This window comes from Silvania sp. (assembly GCF_051656365.1).
Taxonomy (GTDB): Bacteria; Pseudomonadota; Gammaproteobacteria; order Enterobacterales; family Enterobacteriaceae; genus Enterobacter; species Enterobacter hatchlandensis.
In genome coordinates this window covers 57492-74772 of record NZ_JBOGBT010000024.1, presented here as the reverse complement: position 1 = coordinate 74772, position 17281 = coordinate 57492, and the positions used below count along the sequence as shown (strand labels likewise).

Genomic DNA, 17281 nt, shown 5'->3' with positions numbered 1-17281 from the left:
GCGATACACTTTGCAGATCGTCACTAAAAACCCTAAAAATTATGCGTCTGGTTTTCTCGTCCCTGATTGCGCTCGGTCTGTTATGCAGCCAGGCTATTGCCGCGCCCACGCCAGCAAACCGCGGTGATATTCGCGACAGCGGCTTTGTCTACTGCGTTAGCGGGCAGGTTAATACCTTCAATCCACAGAAAGCCAGCAGCGGCCTGATCGTCGATACCCTCGCCGCGCAGCTGTATGACCGCCTGCTGGATGTGGATCCTTATACTTATCGCCTGGTGCCAGAGCTGGCAGAGAGCTGGGAAGTGTTAGACAACGGGGCCACCTACCGTTTCCGGCTGCGCGATGATGTCAGCTTCCAGACCACGCCGTGGTTTAAACCGACCCGCAAGCTCAATGCCGACGACGTGGTGTTTACCTTCCAGCGCATCTTTAACCGCAACCATGCATGGCACTATGTCAACGGCGGCAGCTTCCCCTATTTCGACAGCCTGCAGTTTGCCGATACGGTTAAAAACGTACGCAAGCTGGATAACCGCACGGTAGAGTTCACTCTGGCACGCCCGGATGCCTCTTTCCTGTGGCACCTGGCCACGCACTATGCCTCGGTGATGTCCGACGAATACGCGACCCAGCTGACGCTGCAGGATAAGCAGGAGCAGATTGACCGCCAGCCGGTGGGCACCGGTCCTTTCCAGATAGCCGAATATCGCGCGGGCCAGTATGTGCGCCTGCAGCGGCATGAAAAATTCTGGCGCGGTACGCCGCTGATGCCGCAGGTGGTGGTCGACTTAGGCTCTGGCGGAACGGGTCGCCTGTCGAAGCTGCTGACCGGCGAGTGCGATGTGCTGGCCTGGCCTGCCGCCAGTCAGCTGTCCATCCTGCGCGACGATCCGCGCCTGCGCCTGACGCTGCGCCCGGGTATGAATATCGCGTATCTGGCCTTTAACACCAATAAGCCGCCGCTGAATAACCCCGCGGTGCGCCACGCGCTGGCACTGGCAATCAATAACCAGCGCCTGATGCAGTCCATTTATTACGGCACTGCCGAAACCGCCGCCTCAATCTTGCCTCGGGCCTCGTGGGCTTACGATAGCGAGGCTAAAATTACGGAATACAATCCGGATAAAGCACGCGAACAGCTTAAGGCGCTGGGGGCGAATAATCTCACCCTGCAGCTGTGGGTGCCTACCAGCTCGCAGGCCTGGAACCCCAGCCCGCTGAAAACCGCCGAGCTGCTGCAGGCCGACCTGGCGCAGGTGGGTGTGAAGGTAGTGATTGTGCCGGTAGAGGGCCGTTTTCAGGAGGCGCGCCTGATGGACATGAATCATGATTTAACCCTGTCAGGCTGGGCGACGGACAGTAACGATCCGGACAGCTTCTTCCGGCCATTATTGAGCTGCGCGGCGATCGATTCGCAGACCAACTATGCCCACTGGTGCCATCGTGAATTCGACGACATTCTGCGCAAAGCACTCTCGACGCAGCAGCTTTCGGCCCGCATCGATGCTTACGATGAAGCCCAGCAGATTCTGGCGAACGAACTGCCGGTGCTGCCGCTGGCCTCGTCGTTGCGTCTGCAGGCGTACCGTTACGACATTAAAGGGCTGGTACTCAGCCCGTTTGGTAACGCCTCGTTTGCGGGCGTGTCCCGCGTCGAGCAAGAAGAGGTGAAAAAACCGTGATTATTTTTACCTTACGTCGGCTGCTGCTGCTGCTGGTCACCCTCTTCTGTCTGACCTTTATTGGCTTTAGCTTGAGCTATTTTACCCCTCATGCCCCCTTGCAGGGCGCCTCGCTGTGGAATGCGTGGCGGTTCTGGTTTGAAGGGCTGCTGCACTGGGATTTTGGCGTCTCCAGCATTAACGGCCAGCCGATTGCCGAGCAGCTTAAAGAGGTGTTTCCCGCCACCATGGAGCTGTGTATCCTGGCGTTCAGCTTTGCGCTGATGGTGGGGATCCCGGTCGGGATGCTCGCCGGGATCACCCGCAACAAATGGCAGGACAAGCTGATCAGCGCCGTGGCCCTGCTGGGCTTTTCGGTGCCCGTGTTCTGGCTGGCGCTGCTGCTGACGCTGTTCTTCTCCCTCACGCTCGGCTGGTTGCCGGTTTCCGGACGTTTTGATCTGCTGTATGCGGTGAAAACCGTTACCGGCTTTGCCATTATTGACGCCTGGCTGTCCGATTCCGTCTGGCGGGACGAGATGATTGTCAGCGCGGTGCGGCACATGGTGCTGCCGGTGTTGACGCTTGCCGTGGCACCCACCACCGAGGTGATCCGCCTGATGCGCATCAGTACCATTGAGGTGTTTGATCAGAACTATGTTAAAGCCGCCGCCACGCGCGGGCTGTCGCGCCTGACCATTCTGCGTCGCCACGTGCTGCACAACGCCCTGCCGCCGGTGATCCCGCGCCTTGGCCTGCAGTTCTCCACCATGCTGACGCTGGCGATGATCACCGAAATGGTCTTTAGCTGGCCGGGTCTGGGGCGCTGGCTGATCAACGCCATCCGCCAGCAGGACTACGCCGCCATCTCCGCCGGGGTGATGGTCATCGGCGCGCTGGTGATCATCGTTAACGTGATATCCGATATTCTGGGCGCTATGGCTAACCCGCTGAAACATAAGGAATGGTATGCCTTACGATAGCGTATACAGTGAAAAGCGCACGCCCGGTGCGCTGCGCACCGTGTGGCGTAAATTTTACGGCGACACCACGGCCATGATCGGCCTGTACGGCTGCGGCGGCCTGGTGCTGCTGTGCGTGTTAGGTTCATGGTTTGCGCCGTACGGCCTCGACCAGCAGTTCCTTGGCTATCAGCTGCTGCCGCCTTCATGGTCGCGCTACGGCGAAGTGTCGTTCTTCCTCGGCACCGACGATCTGGGCCGGGATGTGTTAAGCCGCCTGTTGAGCGGCGCGGCCCCTACCGTCGGTGGCGCATTCGTGGTCACCCTGGCCGCCACCCTGTGCGGCCTGCTGTTGGGCATTTTCGCGGGTGCCACCCACGGGCTGCGCTCGGCAGTGATGAACCACATTCTGGATACCCTGCTGTCGATCCCGTCTCTGCTGCTGGCGATCATCGTGGTGGCGTTCGCCGGGCCGCATCTGACCCACGCGATGTTTGCCGTCTGGCTGGCCCTGCTGCCGCGCATGGTGCGCTCGGTGTACAGCCTGGTTCACGATGAGCTGGAGAAAGAGTATGTGGTCGCCGCCCGTCTGGATGGCGCAACCACCACCAATATTCTGTGGTTTGCCGTGTTGCCCAATATCGCCTCCGGGATGGTCACCGAAATCACCCGCGCGTTGTCGATGGCAATCCTCGACATCGCCGCGCTTGGCTTTCTCGATCTCGGCGCGCAGTTGCCCTCTCCGGAATGGGGCGCCATGCTGGGCGACGCGCTGGAACTGATCTACGTCGCCCCCTGGACGGTGATGCTGCCCGGCGCGGCCATTATGGTAAGCGTCCTGCTGGTTAACCTGCTTGGCGACGGCGTGCGTCGCGCCATTGTGGCGGGGGTGGAATAATGCCGTTACTGGATATTCGCAATCTGACGATTGAATTTAAAACCGGCGAAGGCTGGGTCAAGGCCGTTGACCGGGTGAGCATCACGTTAAGCGAAGGTGAGATCCGCGGCCTGGTGGGCGAATCAGGTTCCGGCAAAAGCCTGATTGCCAAGGCGATCTGTGGGGTGGCGAAGGACAACTGGCGGGTCACCGCCGACCGCATGCGCTTTGACGATATCGATCTGCTGCGTCTCTCCGCACGGGAGCGTCGCAAGCTGGTGGGCCATAACGTCTCGATGATTTTCCAGGAGCCGCAGTCCTGTCTCGACCCGTCGGAACGGGTGGGCAAACAGCTGATGCAGAACATCCCCAGTTGGACCTACAAAGGCCGCTGGTGGCGACGTTTTGGCTGGCGCAAGCGCCGGGCCATCGAACTGCTGCACCGGGTGGGCATTAAAGATCATAAAGATGCGATGCGCAGCTTCCCCTACGAACTGACCGACGGTGAGTGTCAGAAAGTGATGATCGCTATTGCGCTGGCCAACCAGCCGCGCCTGCTTATTGCCGATGAACCGACGAACGCCATGGAACCGACGACGCAGGCGCAGATTTTCCGTCTGCTGACGCGGCTGAATCAGAATAACAACACCACCATTTTGCTGATCAGCCACGACCTGCAGATGCTGAGCAAATGGGCGGATAAAATCGACGTTATGTACTGCGGACAAACGGTTGAAACCGCCGGCAGCGAAGATCTTATCGCCACGCCACATCATCCGTATACCCAGGCGTTAATCCGTGCGATCCCTGATTTTGGTAGCTCGATGCCGCATAAAAGCCGCCTCAACACCCTGCCGGGGGCGATCCCGCTGCTGGAACAGCTGCCGATCGGCTGTCGACTGGGGCCACGCTGCCCGTATGCCCAGCGCGAATGTATTGAAACCCCGCGGCTGGCCGGAGCCAAAAACCATCTGTATGCCTGCCATTTCCCGCTGAACATGGAGAGAGAGTGACATGGTCGAAACCCTGCTGGAAGTGCGCAACCTGAGTAAGACCTTTCGCTATCGCACCGGCCTGTTCCATCGCCAGACCGTCGAGGCGGTTAAACCCCTGAGCTTTACCCTGCGCGAAAAGCAGACCCTGGCGATCATTGGCGAAAACGGTTCGGGGAAATCGACGCTGGCGAAAATGCTGGCCGGGATGATCGAGCCGTCGGATGGCGAAGTGCTGATTGACGACCATCTGCTGAAGTTTGGCGATTACTCGTTCCGCAGCCAGCGGATCCGCATGATTTTCCAGGACCCGTCAACGTCACTGAATCCGCGCCAGCGCATCTCGCAGATCCTCGATTTCCCCCTGCGGCTGAACACTGACCTCGAGTTTGACGCGCGCCGCAAGCAGATCATCGAAACCCTGCGCATGGTCGGGCTGTTGCCCGATCACGTCAGCTATTATCCGCACATGCTGGCACCCGGCCAGAAGCAGCGTCTGGGCCTCGCCCGCGCGCTGATCCTGCGGCCCAAAGTCATTATCGCTGACGAAGCGCTGGCTTCGCTGGATATGTCGATGCGTTCACAGTTAATCAACCTGATGCTGGAGTTGCAGGAGAAACAGGGTATCTCCTATATCTATGTGACCCAGCACCTGGGAATGATGAAGCACATCAGCGACCAGGTGCTGGTGATGCACGAAGGCGCGGTCGTGGAGCGCGGCAGTACCGCCTCGGTGCTGGCCTCCCCGCTTCACGACCTGACAAAACGTTTAATCGCCGGTCATTTTGGCGAAGCCTTAACCGCCGATGCATGGCGAAAAGACCGCTGACCCACGCTGTATGAAGTGGTCGGATTAACACTGTACGCGGCTCATGCTATCATCGCCGCGTTTTAACGACGGTTGTCCAACAGACGACAGCCGCCACAACAATGAATATAAGGATTAAGAGCTATGGGTTTTCTTTCCGGTAAGCGCATTCTGGTGACTGGCGTTGCCAGCAAACTGTCCATCGCATACGGCATCGCACAGGCTATGCATCGCGAAGGCGCTGAGCTGGCATTCACCTACCAGAACGAGAAGCTGAAAGGCCGCGTAGAAGAGTTTGCCGCGCAGCTGGGTTCAAGCATTGTTCTGGAATGCGACGTTGCTCAAGATGAAAGCATCGATGGCATGTTTGCTGAACTGGCAAAAACCTGGCCGAAATTTGACGGCTTCGTTCACTCGATCGGTTTTGCACCAGGCGATCAGCTGGATGGTGACTACGTGAACGCCGTGACCCGCGAAGGCTTCAAAATCGCCCACGACATCAGCTCCTACAGCTTCGTTGCCATGGCGAAAGCCTGCCGCGAGATGCTGAATCCGGGCTCAGCGCTGCTGACCCTGTCCTACCTGGGTGCTGAGCGTGCAATCCCTAACTACAACGTGATGGGTCTGGCGAAAGCCTCTCTGGAAGCTAACGTACGCTACATGGCGAACGCGATGGGTCCGGAAGGCGTGCGCGTCAACGGTATCTCTGCCGGTCCTATCCGTACTCTGGCGGCATCGGGCATCAAAGACTTCCGTAAAATGCTGGCGCACTGCGAAGCGGTCACCCCAATTCGTCGCACCGTGACTATCGAAGACGTGGGTAACTCTGCAGCATTCCTGTGCTCTGACCTCTCTGCCGGTATCTCTGGTGAAGTGGTTCACGTTGACGGCGGTTTCAACATCGCTGCAATGAACGAGCTGGAAATCAAATAAGTTCGTTACCTTCCCGTTATCACGGGAAAGTCTGCCCGGCAGCAATGGCCTGCCGGGCCTGCTCCTTCCGCCCTGCTCCCCTTTCGTTATTCCGTTCTGCTATTTGTTATCACCTAACAATATTTTTCTGCTTATCCGCCATACGCCAGGATATTGATCGCCATTTTGAGATCAAGGAACGCACATGGAACAACGCCGAATTTCTGGCAAAGGCCACTGGTATCATGAGACCCAGTCCAGCAGTAGCCCGACGGAAGTCCTGCCTTTGGTTCCCGAAGCCGCACACGTCGACGACCGTTTTTTACTGAACGTGGCGTTACCCGCCTCGCTGCTGACGGCCTGCGAACGCTGGATGAATCCGGCCCGGGCGATGTGTGAGCTCTTTTTCCCGCGCAGCGTGCCGGTATGTCGCCTGCGCACCCTCAATGCCTACGATCGGCTCAGCACCGCGCTGACCGTGGCCCAGGCGTGTGGGGTCCAGCGTCTGTGTAATTACTACGCCGCACTTCTCGCCCCGCTCCCCGGTCCTGACTCTTCCCGTGAAAGCAACCGCCGCCTCGCCCAGATAACCCAGTACGCCCGCCAGCTTGCCAGCTCCCCCGATGTGATCGACAGCAAAGCCCAGCAGCAGCTCGATGAAGTGGGCCTGACGGTGTACGACATTGTCACCCTCAACCAGATTATCGGCTTTATTGGTTTTCAGGCGCGGGTAGTGGCGGTGTGTCAGGCGTTGCTGGGCCATCCCGTTCGCTGGCTACCGGGTCACCATATTCCGCCGCACGCCATGATAAACAACGCTGATAGCGAGCTGAATGCGTGGGTATACGGGGTGCCGGAAGTCGAGCTACGTTACGCCAGCAGCCACCAGCTTGAGTCGCTTGCACGCTGGCACGCCGAACCCTGGTTACGGGATCTGGCGCCGGTGCTGTGCCACGAGCCTGCCCAGCTCGACCTGACGGGTGATATTCTGCTCAGCGGTCTTTACACCAGCCCGCCGCAGGGCGCCGTTGATGCCGCACTTTCGCGTGCAGTGGACCAGCTTGCCCGCTCGCCGGATCAGTTCAGCGCGGCCCATTTCACTCCCCTTACGGATGAAGGCATTCCGGCAGCGCAGGCGATTAACCTGCTCACCTGGAGCGCGTTTTGCGGCTGGCTTAATCGCCTCAAAATCGCCATCCGCAGGGGCGAATAACCATACAAATCGCCTAAAGAGCGCTTGCTGTACCAGGCAGAATCGCGTAAAACTGTCAGCCGCTCAATGGCCACCAAAATAGATCATTATGCTCCAGGACAACCCGCTGCTAGCGCAGCTTAAACAGCAACTGCATTCCCAGACGCCGCGTGCCGAAGGGGTCGTAAAAGCCACGGAAAAAGGCTTTGGCTTCCTTGAAGTCGATGCACAGAAAAGCTACTTCATCCCGCCTCCGCAGATGAAGAAAGTGATGCATGGCGATCGCGTTACCGCGGTGATTCATACTGAAAAGGATCGTGAATCGGCCGAACCTGAAGTATTGATTGAACCCTTCCTGACCCGTTTTGTCGGTAAGGTTGTGAAGAAAGATGACCGTCTGTCCATCATTCCGGACCATCCTCTGCTGAGAGACGCGATTCCCTGCCGCGCCGAACGTGGCGTTGAGCACGATTTTAAAGAGGGTGACTGGGCCGTGGCTGAAATGCGCCGTCATCCTCTGAAAGGCGACCGTGGTTTTTATGCCGAGCTGACCCAGTTTATTACCTTCGGCGACGATCACTTCGTGCCGTGGTGGGTGACGCTGGCACGTCATAATCTGGAAAAAGAGGCACCAGAAGGCGCAGCGACTGAGATGCTGGACGAAGGTCTTGCGCGTCGCGATCTGACCGCCCTGAACTTCGTCACCATCGACAGCGCCAGCACCGAAGATATGGACGATGCGCTGTATGTGGAAGAAACGGCAGATGGCAAACTGCTGTTGACCGTGGCGATCGCCGATCCTACCGCATGGATTGCTGCTGGCACCAAACTGGACGACTCGGCCAAAATTCGCGCTTTCACCAACTATCTGCCGGGCTTTAACATCCCGATGCTGCCGCGTGAGCTGTCCGATAACCTGTGTTCGCTGCGCGCCAACGAAGTGCGGCCAGTGCTGGCCTGCCAGATGACCGTTGCTGCCGACGGCACTATCGAAGAGAACATCACGTTCTTTGCGGCAAATATCGAATCGAAAGCCAAACTGGTGTACGACGAGGTCTCTGACTGGCTGGAAAACAGCGGCAGCTGGAAACCGGATAATGACGCCATTGCCGATCAGATTCGCCTTCTGCAGCGCATCTGCCTGAGCCGCAGCGAATGGCGTAAAACCCACGCGCTGGTGTTTAAAGATCGCCCTGACTACCGCTTTATTCTCGGTGATAAAGGTGAAGTGCTGGAAATCGTCGCCGAACCGCGCCGCATTGCGAACCGTATCGTCGAAGAGTCGATGATTGCGGCTAACATCTGCGCCGCCCGCGTGCTGCGCGACAAACTCGGGTTTGGTATTTATAACGTGCACACCGGTTTTGACCCGGCGAACAGCGAAGCGCTGGCTGCCCTGCTGAAAACCCATGATGTACATGTCGATCCGCAGGAAGTGCTGACCCTCGATGGCTTCTGTAAGCTGCGTCGCGAGCTGGATGCCCAGCCTTCCGGCTTCCTCGACAGCCGCATTCGTCGCTTCCAGTCCTTTGCTGAAATCAGCACTGAGCCGGGTCCGCACTTTGGCCTGGGCCTGGAAGCGTACGCGACCTGGACTTCACCGATCCGTAAGTACGGCGATATGGTTAACCACCGCCTGCTGAAAGCGATCGTTAAAGGTGAATCCATTGCGCGTCCGGGTGATGAAACCACCGTGCAGATGGCGGAACGTCGTCGCCTGAACCGCATGGCAGAACGCGATGTCGGTGACTGGCTGTATGCCCGCTACCTGAAAGACAAAGCCGGGACCGAGACGCGCTTTGCAGCCGAGATTATCGACGTCAGCCGCGGTGGTATGCGCGTACGTCTGGTCGATAACGGCGCAGTGGCCTTTATTCCAGCCCCGTTCTTGCACGCCGTGCGCGACGAGCTAATCTGCAGCCAGGAAAATGGCACTGTCCAGATTAAAGGGGAACAGGTCTATAAAGTCACCGAGGTCATCGACGTGACGATTGCGGAAGTTCGCATGGAAACCCGTAGCGTCATTGCTCGCCCTGCCGTCTAATCGTTAGCCCGTAAAATGTCGGTGTCTTCCCTTGAGGAAGCGCCGACATTTTTTATTCCGCTTCAAACCTCGCATTCATCACTTATCCTTAATCTTTTCCTCCCGAAATTGTGAAAAGCGATCACAATTATTAAAGACTGTCGGGGGAGAGTCATAATCCGTTACCGGAATATTCATTCGTCTGTATCCTTTTTTGTCATTCTCGTTCTAATATAAGATTACTGGAAAAAACAATAACTTTACGTCGGTACTCGCATGATCTCGTTGCGGATCATCCGACTGGAAATGCACACATTGCGTGCAATTAAGCGTGCCCGGGAGAAAGCATGATTGACGATCTGGAGCAAAATTTGCTGTTTCGTTACATGGGCACGCATAGCCCCTGGTGGCGATTGACAGTGGACAGCAATGCGCTCCATCTGGCAGCCAGCGAAAACGCCGATACCACTCAGGTCATTGCCCTCAATGATGACCAGGCCGATAACATTCGTCATATGACGGTGATCACCTCCAGCATTACCATGACCCTTTCCCTGTACGGTGCCGATGTACCAGTGCATCTTATTGGCCGTAAAATCAACAAGAAAGAGTGGGCAGGCACCGCCTCTGCCTGGAATGATACCCCGTCCGTGGCGCGCGATCTGGCCCAGGGGCTCTCCTTTGCCGAGCAGGTGGTTTCCGAGGCCAACTCGGTGATTGTGATCCTCGACCGCCATGGCAACATTCAGCGCTTTAATCGCCTCAGCGAAGAATATACCGGCATGAAGGAGCAGGAGGTCATTGGCCAGAATGTGTTCCGCCTGTTTATGAGCCGCGGTGAAGCAGCCGCCTCCCGCCGCAATATCAGCAGTTTTTTTCGCGACGGCAGCTCTTATGAAGTGGAGCGCTGGATTAAAACCCGAAAAGGCCAGCGACTGTTTCTCTTTCGTAACAAATTCGTACACAGCGGCAGCGGAAAAAATGAAATTTTTCTTATCTGTTCCGGAACGGATATTACTGAAGAACGCCGCGCGCAGGAGCGTCTGCGCGTGCTCGCCAATACCGATACCATTACCGGCCTGCCTAACCGAAATGCGATCCACGATCTGATCAGCGACGCCATCGACAAGCGCGGTGATACCCAGGTGGGGGTGGTCTATCTCGACCTCGATAACTTCAAAAAGGTCAATGATGCCTACGGGCATATGTTTGGTGATCAGCTGCTGCAGGCCGTGGCGCTGGCGATCCTGAGCTGCCTCGAGGAGGGCCAGATCCTCGCCCGTCTGGGCGGAGATGAATTTATCGTGCTGGCAACCGACACCGCGCAGGGCACGCTTGAAGCGATGGCTTCGCGGATCCTGACCCGGCTGCGTCAACCGTTTCGAATTGGCTTAATTGAGATCTATACCGGCTGCTCACTGGGTATCTCGCTGGCCCCGCAGCACGGCGTTGATCGGGAAAGTGTGATTCGCAACGCCGATACCGCTATGTACACCGCCAAAGAGAACGGGCGCGGCAAGTTCTGCGTCTTCTCCCCGGAAATGAATCAGCGCGTATTTGAATACCTGTGGCTGGACACTAACCTGCGTAAGGCGTTGGATAACGATCAGCTGGTGCTCCACTACCAGCCGAAGGTGACCTGGCGCGGCGAGATTCGCAGCCTGGAGGCGCTGGTGCGCTGGCAGTCGCCAGAGCGTGGGCTGATCCCACCGCTGGAGTTTATCTCCTACGCCGAAGAGTCGGGGCTGATTGTACCGCTGGGGCGCTGGGTGATGCTGGATGTGGTGCGTCAGGTAGCGAAATGGCGCGATAAAGGCATCAATTTACGCGTGGCGGTTAACGTTTCCGCTCGCCAGCTGGCGGATCAGACGATCTTTAGCGATCTGAAGCAGGCGCTGAAAGATCTCAATTTTGAGTATTGCCCGATCGACGTCGAGCTGACCGAAAGCTGCTTAATTGAAAACGAAGAGCAGGCGCTGTCGGTTATTCAGCAGTTCAGCAAGCTGGGGGCGCAGATCCACCTTGACGACTTTGGTACCGGCTACTCCTCACTCTCACAGCTGGCCCGCTTTCCTATCGACGCCATTAAACTTGATCAGGCATTTGTGCGCGATATTCATAAGCAGTCCGTGTCGCAGTCGCTGGTGCGCGCCATTGTTGCGGTTGCGCAGGCGCTAAATCTACAGGTCATTGCCGAAGGGGTGGAGAGTGCGAAAGAAGACGCCTTTCTGACTAAGAACGGCGTCAATGAACGACAGGGTTTTCTGTTTGCTAAACCGATGCCCGTTGTGGCGTTCGAGCGCTGGTTAAAACGTTACCAGGCACGCAATACGCGTTAACTGGCTTTCCGCAGGCCGGATGCGGTGTGGCGATCCTGCAGCATCACCAGGCGCTGCATGTAGGCGACATCCTTCGGCTGAAGGCAGAATGCGGCATCTACCCAATCTTCCGTGATGTCCATCAGCTCGCTGCGTGGCAGCTGCAAAACCCGCTGACGGGCGCGCAGCATAGCTCTGACGCCGTTCATTTTAGGTTGTAAGGTGTCGATGAAGGTTCGGGTTGCCACAAAGCCTTGTCCCGGTTCGAACAGCACGTCCACCAGACCATGTTGCTCATGCCATTCCGCGGTATGGGACTCCCCTTTATAGATCAGCTCCTCCGCCAGCTTCATGCCTGAACGTCGAGCCACCAGCGAGTAGCCCCCCATTCCCGGAAACAGATTGAAGGCAATTTCCGGGAAGCCTAAGCGCGCGTCGCGCTGTGCGAGGATAAAATGGTGCGCCAGCGCGGCTTCGAATCCGCCCCCGAGCGCACTGCCCTCCACCATCGACAGCGAAATCGCCCCGGTATCAAAGCCGCGTGAGGCCGCGTGCACACAGTCCACGCAGGCGCGGGCATAGGCACGCAGTGCTTCGCGGCGACCATTCTGGATACATTCAACGAAAAAGCGCAAATCGCCACCGGCATTGTACATCTCCGGTACCAGCGAGCCGGTAACCCAAAAATCGACCGCAAACCCGGACTGACGCACCAGCCACGACATATTCATGATCTCCTCGATCAACGCATGGTTGAAACAAGGACGTGGCTGGGAACGCAGCATCATCCACAGGGTACGTCTTTCCTCTTCGTAATAGCCCGCGAGCTGAGTGAATCGTGCAGAATCGGTAAAGAGTTTACAGGTAGCCAGATTGCTAATTGACATAGTCTATTTCCTCATAGAAAAAAGCGCCTTGCGCGCAGAATTAGACTAATCCACTACTAAAGCATGCTGTATAAATATGCATGAAAATATCACTTTCGTTAATGTACTTTGCTTAGCACACTTTTTCCCTTCTCTTTTGCCCGCATTTTCTGCATCATTGAAATTATTACCTTTTCGTTTTAGGGACGCGATTATGTCTGATATCGATGCACTGAAAGTGGCACAACGTATTGATACCGTGCTGGATATTCTGGTGGCAGGTGATGTGAATTCGGCGGTGCGTAATCTTGAGATATTAAAATCAGAATTACTGTCGCACGCGGGTGGAGAGAAATTACCTGATACGGTACAGCCTAAGGCGCCGTGGGAAGTATAAACGTCTGCCCTGCTCTTTTTTATCTCTGTCTTCAACTAACGGTACTGCCGTTTTAATATGGATGCTATGAATTCCCGACAACAAAATATTCTCCAGATGGTGATCGACACAGGACGTGTGAGCGTCGTTGAGTTGGCAAAAGCGACCGGCGTGTCGGAAGTCACCATCCGCCAGGATCTCAATCTTCTGGAAAAAATGAGTTTCCTTCGCCGCGCGCACGGCTACGCTGTGCCGCTGGACAGTGAAGACGTTGAAACCCGGATGATGAACAACTACGCCCTGAAGCGCGAGCTGGCGGAGTTTGCCGCATCGCTGGTTAACAATGGCGAAACGGTGTTTATCGAGAATGGCAGCAGTAATGCCCTCCTCGCACGCACGCTGGCCGAGCAGAAAGACGTCACCATCGTGACGGTGAGCAGCTACATTGCCCATCTGCTGAAAGAGACCCGCAGCGAAGTCATTTTGCTGGGCGGCATCTACCAGAAGAAAAGTGAAAGCATGGTTGGCCCGCTGACGCGTCAATACGTGCAGCAGGTGCATTTCAGCAAGGCGTTTATTGGCATCGACGGCTGGCAGCCAGACACCGGCTTTACCGGCCGGGATATGATGCGCTCAGACGTGGTCAATGCGGTGCTGGAGAAAGGCTGTGAAGCCATCATACTGACCGACAGTTCTAAGTTTGGCGCGGTTCATCCTTACACGCTGGGCCCTGTCGACCGCTTTAGCCGGGTGATCACCGATGAGGGGCTGAAAGAGGCGCACAGCGAGAGATTACAACGTGACGGCCTGATCGTCGATATCGTCAAAAAACCTGCCTGAATCCGCTTCTACGCCCGCGCTGTCGGGCGAAATCCCCTCATTGTGTCTGAGACTATTCTGAGCAATCCTTTAAGACTATTTACCTGTTGGATCAGTAATAAAGACGTAAAATTAATGTTAGCGATATAACAGGAAGTGACTATCACCTGCGTGATCTTGTTAACACCTGCGCGAACAGGTTTCATGGGAAACCGCGCTTAAGTATTTCTCTAAATTATACTTAAAGTGAAATTTTCCCGTGATTCAAAATTTCAGGAGAATGAATTATGTCTTTTACTTTAAATAGCAAAAAAATTGCCGCTGCGTTGCTGGCAACCACGTTAGTAATGTCTCTGAGCGCATGTTCTAGCTGGGATAAACGTAGCCGCAACACCGCGATTGGCGCCGGTGCGGGTGCGATTGGTGGCGCAGTGTTAACTGACGGCAGTGCGCTGGGTACCTTGGGTGGTGCCGCAGTGGGTGGGATTATCGGTCATCAGGTGGGCAAATAAAGACTATACCGGTAGCCACTGCAGTATTTTTAAGGCCCCTATTTTTCAGGCCTTAACGACGCACCAGACATTAAGCCACGGTCCAGACCGTGGCTTATTTATTTCAACCGCCAGCTAACTTCACTTTCATCCCTTTCGCTTCAAGCAGGGATTTGATCAGCTCGCGTTTGTCGCCCTGGATCTCAATGACGCCGTCTTTAACCGCCCCGCCGCAGCCGCATTTCTTTTTTAATTCCGCAGCAATCTGTACCAGCATGGCATCATCGGCATCAATGCCCGTTACCAGACAGACGCCCTTACCTTTGCGCCCACTGGTCTGGCGCTGAATGCGCACTATACCGTCGCCCTTTGGGCGCTCTGCGGTCTGTTTTGGTTCATCGATGCGCCCGGTATCGGTCGAATAGACCAGCCGGCTATTGGTGTCGCCCATTATGCCCCCTTGAGTGATGCGTTGATGGCTTTCAGCGTTTGCGCCGGATCGGCGGACTGGGTCACCGGACGTCCGATAACCATATAGTCTACACCGGCTGCCAGCGCCTGCTCAGGCGTCATAATTCGGCGTTGATCGCCTGCATCGCTACCCTGCGGACGGATACCCGGGGTCACCAGCTTGAAGTCCTGACCAATTGCGCTTTTGAAACGCACCGCTTCCTGCGCAGAACACACCACCCCGTCGAGGCCGCAGGCATGTGTTAAGCGCGCAAGGCGCTCAGCATGCTCGGCAGGTGACAGTGTCACACCAAGATCGCGTAAATCACTGGCTTCCATGCTGGTGAGCACAGTGACGGCAATCAGCAGGGGCGCATCTTTCCCGAACGGCAATAAGGCTTCGCGCGCGGCGGTCATCATTCGCGCGCCACCCGACGCATGGACGTTAACCATCCATACTCCCAGCTCGGCGGCTGCGGCTACTGCATGGGCGGTGGTGTTAGGAATATCGTGGAATTTCAGGTCGAGAAACACGTCAAAACCGCGCTGCTGCATATCGCGAACGATTTGCGGCCCAAACAGGGTGAACATCTCTTTACCGATTTTCAGACGACAGTCGCGCGGGTCGATACGATCGACGAACGCGAGGGCGTTATCGCGATTGTTGTAATCCAGTGCGACTACTACAGGAGATTCAGTAACTACGCGGGAAGATGATGTTGCTACAGACGTCATGACCGGACCTTCTCGTCGATGGGCGCCGCATCGGCGCGGGAGTGATAAACGGCGTGCATTCTACCTGCGGATCAACAAAATTAACAGGTTCGATTTCCGTTCCTGCCAGGCGAGAGGCCGCACGGACAAACGTGGCCAGAACTCATTAGTATGTTGTAACTAAAAAGGACGTTTTTTTAAAACTACTGCCCATCAAGGCCGCGAATCGGCTTAATGGTGGACCATGCCCGGCAGGACGGACAGTGCCAGTACAACGTATAGGCGGTGAAGCCGCACTTCTGGCAGCGATAGCGCGGCTTGCTGCGCACCTGCTCGCCAACCATGTCGCGTAGCACCATCAGGCTCTCTTTGGCACGCCCTTCTTCGGCATCGTGCAGGTGATAATCCATCAGCTTATGGAACACACGCATGGTCGGATGACGCTGCAGCTGGCGGGTGATATACACCTGCGCAGTGTCGCTGCCTTCGTGCTCCTGGACAACGTCGGCCAGCATCAGCTCCGCCATGGCCCCGGTGTTCTCTTCCACGCAGCGGCGCAGGAAGGCAACCCACTCCTCCGGTTTGCCTAACTGTTGATAGCAGGTTTGCAGCATCTCCAGCGTTTCACTGACCAGCTCTTTATCCTGGTCAATGACCCGCAGCAGGCTTTCCACTGCTTTCTGATACTCGCCATTGGCCATAAAGACGCGCCCCATCATGATGGAGATGCGCGCGCTACTGCGATCGGCGGCGGCGCCCTTCTTCAACAGCGCCATGGCTTTATCCATGTCATCGTTGCCCATCTGCTGGAGCGCCAGCTCGCAGTAAAAATGGGCGATTTCGCCACGCTGCTTGTCTTTACCCAGCTTCACCAGCCGTTCGGCCACGTCGATGGCTTTCTGCCAGTCGCTGGTTGCCTGATAAATTTGCAGGAGCTGCTGCAGGGCGCTGATACGAAAATCGGTCTCGTCCACCAGCTGGTTAAACATGTCTTCGGCACGATCGTACATCCCCGCCGCCATGTAGTCGCGGCCGAGCTGCTGCACGGCTAGCAGGCGCTGTTCATAGGTTAATGACGCGCTTTCCATTAAGGTCTGGTGGATGCGGATAGCGCGATCAACTTCACCACGCGAGCGGAACAGGTTACCGAGGGTAAGATGGGCCTCAACGGTTCCGGTATCCTCTTTCAACATCTCAAGGAACAGGTCTACCGCTTTATCTTGTTGGTTGCTCAGGAGGAAGTTGACCCCGGCGACATAGTCGCGCGAGAGACGGTTCGCTTCATCCTGTTTTGTTTGTTGCGCACTTCTGCGGCCCATATACCAGCCATAGGCTGCAGCAACAGGCAAAAGCAGAAACAACAACTCCAGCATCTTCGATTATTCCTTCGCTACCGGCACACCTGAACTTACCGGAACGTCGGTCGGGGGCGCAATTTGGTATTCAAGACGTTTGATTTTACGTTCAGCACGGGCAAGGGTTACCCGAACTTTAAGCCAGAACAGGCCACAAATAAGCCAGCCGATAACAAACCCTGCGGCAAATAATACCGCCAGCAGGCTGGAAATGCGGTACTCGCCCTGTGCCAGCAGGTAATTAAACGTTACCTGTTGATCGTTTTGCGCACCCAATGTGACTGAAATGACAAAAATCGCCAACACCAGTAAGAAAATGAGTAGATATTTCACATTACTTCCCGTTATGTGGTTTAAGCGAATAAAGAGTGTTCAACATAGCGTATGCCAGCCCTATAAATTACCATTTTCACGGCGGGCGCGATACGGAAAAAGCGTCGCGCTCGCCTTAGATCTGCGGCTAAA

Annotated in this window: 17 protein-coding genes; 12 read left to right on the top strand and 5 right to left on the bottom strand. The window is 56.2% G+C overall.

What is annotated here, in order from left to right; translation table 11 throughout:
- Window positions 1-41 precede the first annotated feature (41 nt).
- The 9 genes from sapA to pdeR all read left to right on the top strand — a co-directional run bounded on the left by sapA (window position 42) and on the right by pdeR (window position 11766).
- The gene (sapA, locus tag ACRDD5_RS04700; protein ID WP_271284202.1) at window positions 42-1682 is read left to right on the top strand and encodes an ABC transporter substrate-binding protein SapA; all 1641 of its coding nucleotides are present in this window, start codon (window positions 42-44) and stop codon (window positions 1680-1682) included.
- The gene (gene sapB, locus ACRDD5_RS04695) at window positions 1679-2644 is read left to right on the top strand and encodes a putrescine export ABC transporter permease SapB (RefSeq protein ID WP_271284201.1); all 966 of its coding nucleotides are present in this window, start codon (window positions 1679-1681) and stop codon (window positions 2642-2644) included. Before sapA ends, sapB begins: the two co-directional genes overlap by 4 nt.
- A complete protein-coding gene (gene sapC / locus ACRDD5_RS04690; protein ID WP_271284200.1) occupies window positions 2631-3521 on the top strand; it encodes a putrescine export ABC transporter permease SapC in 891 nt (296 codons plus the stop codon). The genes sapB and sapC overlap by 14 nt, the downstream gene beginning before the upstream one ends.
- The gene (gene sapD, locus ACRDD5_RS04685; RefSeq protein ID WP_271284199.1) at window positions 3521-4513 is read left to right on the top strand and encodes a putrescine export ABC transporter ATP-binding protein SapD; all 993 of its coding nucleotides are present in this window, start codon (window positions 3521-3523) and stop codon (window positions 4511-4513) included. The genes sapC and sapD overlap by 1 nt, the downstream gene beginning before the upstream one ends.
- A gap of 1 nt (window position 4514) precedes the next feature.
- Window positions 4515-5321, top strand: a complete 807-nt coding sequence (gene sapF / locus ACRDD5_RS04680) for a putrescine export ABC transporter ATP-binding protein SapF (RefSeq protein WP_438676063.1) — start codon at window positions 4515-4517, stop codon at window positions 5319-5321.
- Between the two features lie 123 nt (window positions 5322-5444).
- Window positions 5445-6233 (top strand): enoyl-ACP reductase FabI, encoded by a 789-nt coding sequence (fabI, locus tag ACRDD5_RS04675; protein WP_271284197.1) that lies wholly within the window; start codon window positions 5445-5447, stop codon window positions 6231-6233.
- A 184-nt stretch (window positions 6234-6417) separates the two neighbouring features.
- Complete coding sequence (locus tag ACRDD5_RS04670) at window positions 6418-7425, top strand: CMD domain-containing protein (RefSeq protein WP_438676062.1); 1008 nt, start codon at window positions 6418-6420, stop codon at window positions 7423-7425.
- 88 nt (window positions 7426-7513) lie between these two features.
- Window positions 7514-9448 carry an exoribonuclease II gene (locus ACRDD5_RS04665; RefSeq protein ID WP_271284195.1) on the top strand — a complete coding sequence of 645 codons (1935 nt, stop codon included), beginning with the start codon at window positions 7514-7516 and terminating at the stop codon, window positions 9446-9448.
- Window positions 9449-9774: 326 nt separating this feature from the next.
- On the top strand, window positions 9775-11766 hold the full coding sequence (pdeR, locus tag ACRDD5_RS04660) for a cyclic di-GMP phosphodiesterase (protein ID WP_271284194.1): 1992 nt from the start codon (window positions 9775-9777) through the stop codon (window positions 11764-11766).
- On the opposite strand, the gene ACRDD5_RS04655 is transcribed toward pdeR, so the two are convergent.
- A complete protein-coding gene (locus tag ACRDD5_RS04655) occupies window positions 11763-12632 on the bottom strand; it encodes a crotonase/enoyl-CoA hydratase family protein (protein WP_271284193.1) in 870 nt (289 codons plus the stop codon). The two genes, pdeR and ACRDD5_RS04655, sit on opposite strands and share 4 nt — an antisense overlap.
- Window positions 12633-12825: 193 nt before the next feature.
- Here ACRDD5_RS04655 and yciZ point away from each other — a divergent pair, with 193 nt between their 5' ends.
- From yciZ to osmB, 3 genes are all read left to right on the top strand, one after another.
- Complete coding sequence (yciZ, locus tag ACRDD5_RS04650; protein ID WP_271284192.1) at window positions 12826-13008, top strand: protein YciZ/DeoL; 183 nt, start codon at window positions 12826-12828, stop codon at window positions 13006-13008.
- Between the two features lie 66 nt (window positions 13009-13074).
- Window positions 13075-13827, top strand: a complete 753-nt coding sequence (yciT, locus tag ACRDD5_RS04645; protein WP_271284191.1) for a DNA-binding transcriptional regulator YciT — start codon at window positions 13075-13077, stop codon at window positions 13825-13827.
- A 266-nt stretch (window positions 13828-14093) separates the two neighbouring features.
- Window positions 14094-14318 carry an osmotically-inducible lipoprotein OsmB gene (osmB, locus tag ACRDD5_RS04640; protein WP_438676061.1) on the top strand — a complete coding sequence of 75 codons (225 nt, stop codon included), beginning with the start codon at window positions 14094-14096 and terminating at the stop codon, window positions 14316-14318.
- 103 nt (window positions 14319-14421) lie between these two features.
- On the opposite strand, the gene yciH is transcribed toward osmB, so the two are convergent.
- The 4 genes from yciH to ACRDD5_RS04620 all read right to left on the bottom strand — a co-directional run bounded on the left by yciH (window position 14422) and on the right by ACRDD5_RS04620 (window position 17149).
- A complete protein-coding gene (gene yciH / locus ACRDD5_RS04635) occupies window positions 14422-14748 on the bottom strand; it encodes a stress response translation initiation inhibitor YciH (RefSeq protein WP_438676060.1) in 327 nt (108 codons plus the stop codon).
- The gene (gene pyrF, locus ACRDD5_RS04630; RefSeq protein WP_271284188.1) at window positions 14748-15482 is read right to left on the bottom strand and encodes an orotidine-5'-phosphate decarboxylase; all 735 of its coding nucleotides are present in this window, start codon (window positions 15480-15482) and stop codon (window positions 14748-14750) included. The genes yciH and pyrF overlap by 1 nt, the downstream gene beginning before the upstream one ends.
- Before the next feature lie 182 nt (window positions 15483-15664).
- Window positions 15665-16834 carry a lipopolysaccharide assembly protein LapB gene (gene lapB / locus ACRDD5_RS04625; protein ID WP_271284187.1) on the bottom strand — a complete coding sequence of 390 codons (1170 nt, stop codon included), beginning with the start codon at window positions 16832-16834 and terminating at the stop codon, window positions 15665-15667.
- A gap of 6 nt (window positions 16835-16840) precedes the next feature.
- Window positions 16841-17149 carry a LapA family protein gene (locus ACRDD5_RS04620; protein WP_271284186.1) on the bottom strand — a complete coding sequence of 103 codons (309 nt, stop codon included), beginning with the start codon at window positions 17147-17149 and terminating at the stop codon, window positions 16841-16843.
- Window positions 17150-17281 lie beyond the last annotated feature (132 nt).

What these genes read in the sequence shown, in the direction of transcription:
- sapA (WP_271284202.1), top strand. Translation starts at nt 42, where the DNA reads ATGCGTCTGGTTTTCTCGTCCCTGATTGCGCTCGGTCTGTTATGCAGC.
- sapC (WP_271284200.1), top strand. Translation starts at nt 2,631, where the DNA reads ATGCCTTACGATAGCGTATACAGTGAAAAGCGCACGCCCGGTGCGCTG.
- sapD (WP_271284199.1), top strand. Translation starts at nt 3,521, where the DNA reads ATGCCGTTACTGGATATTCGCAATCTGACGATTGAATTTAAAACCGGC.
- sapF (WP_438676063.1), top strand. Translation starts at nt 4,515, where the DNA reads ATGGTCGAAACCCTGCTGGAAGTGCGCAACCTGAGTAAGACCTTTCGC.
- fabI (WP_271284197.1), top strand. Translation starts at nt 5,445, where the DNA reads ATGGGTTTTCTTTCCGGTAAGCGCATTCTGGTGACTGGCGTTGCCAGC.
- ACRDD5_RS04670 (WP_438676062.1), top strand. Translation starts at nt 6,418, where the DNA reads ATGGAACAACGCCGAATTTCTGGCAAAGGCCACTGGTATCATGAGACC.
- ACRDD5_RS04665 (WP_271284195.1), top strand. Translation starts at nt 7,514, where the DNA reads ATGCTCCAGGACAACCCGCTGCTAGCGCAGCTTAAACAGCAACTGCAT.
- pdeR (WP_271284194.1), top strand. Translation starts at nt 9,775, where the DNA reads ATGATTGACGATCTGGAGCAAAATTTGCTGTTTCGTTACATGGGCACG.
- ACRDD5_RS04655 (WP_271284193.1), bottom strand. Translation starts at nt 12,632, where the DNA reads ATGTCAATTAGCAATCTGGCTACCTGTAAACTCTTTACCGATTCTGCA.
- yciZ (WP_271284192.1), top strand. Translation starts at nt 12,826, where the DNA reads ATGTCTGATATCGATGCACTGAAAGTGGCACAACGTATTGATACCGTG.
- yciT (WP_271284191.1), top strand. Translation starts at nt 13,075, where the DNA reads ATGAATTCCCGACAACAAAATATTCTCCAGATGGTGATCGACACAGGA.
- osmB (WP_438676061.1), top strand. Translation starts at nt 14,094, where the DNA reads ATGTCTTTTACTTTAAATAGCAAAAAAATTGCCGCTGCGTTGCTGGCA.
- yciH (WP_438676060.1), bottom strand. Translation starts at nt 14,748, where the DNA reads ATGGGCGACACCAATAGCCGGCTGGTCTATTCGACCGATACCGGGCGC.
- pyrF (WP_271284188.1), bottom strand. Translation starts at nt 15,482, where the DNA reads ATGACGTCTGTAGCAACATCATCTTCCCGCGTAGTTACTGAATCTCCT.
- lapB (WP_271284187.1), bottom strand. Translation starts at nt 16,834, where the DNA reads ATGCTGGAGTTGTTGTTTCTGCTTTTGCCTGTTGCTGCAGCCTATGGC.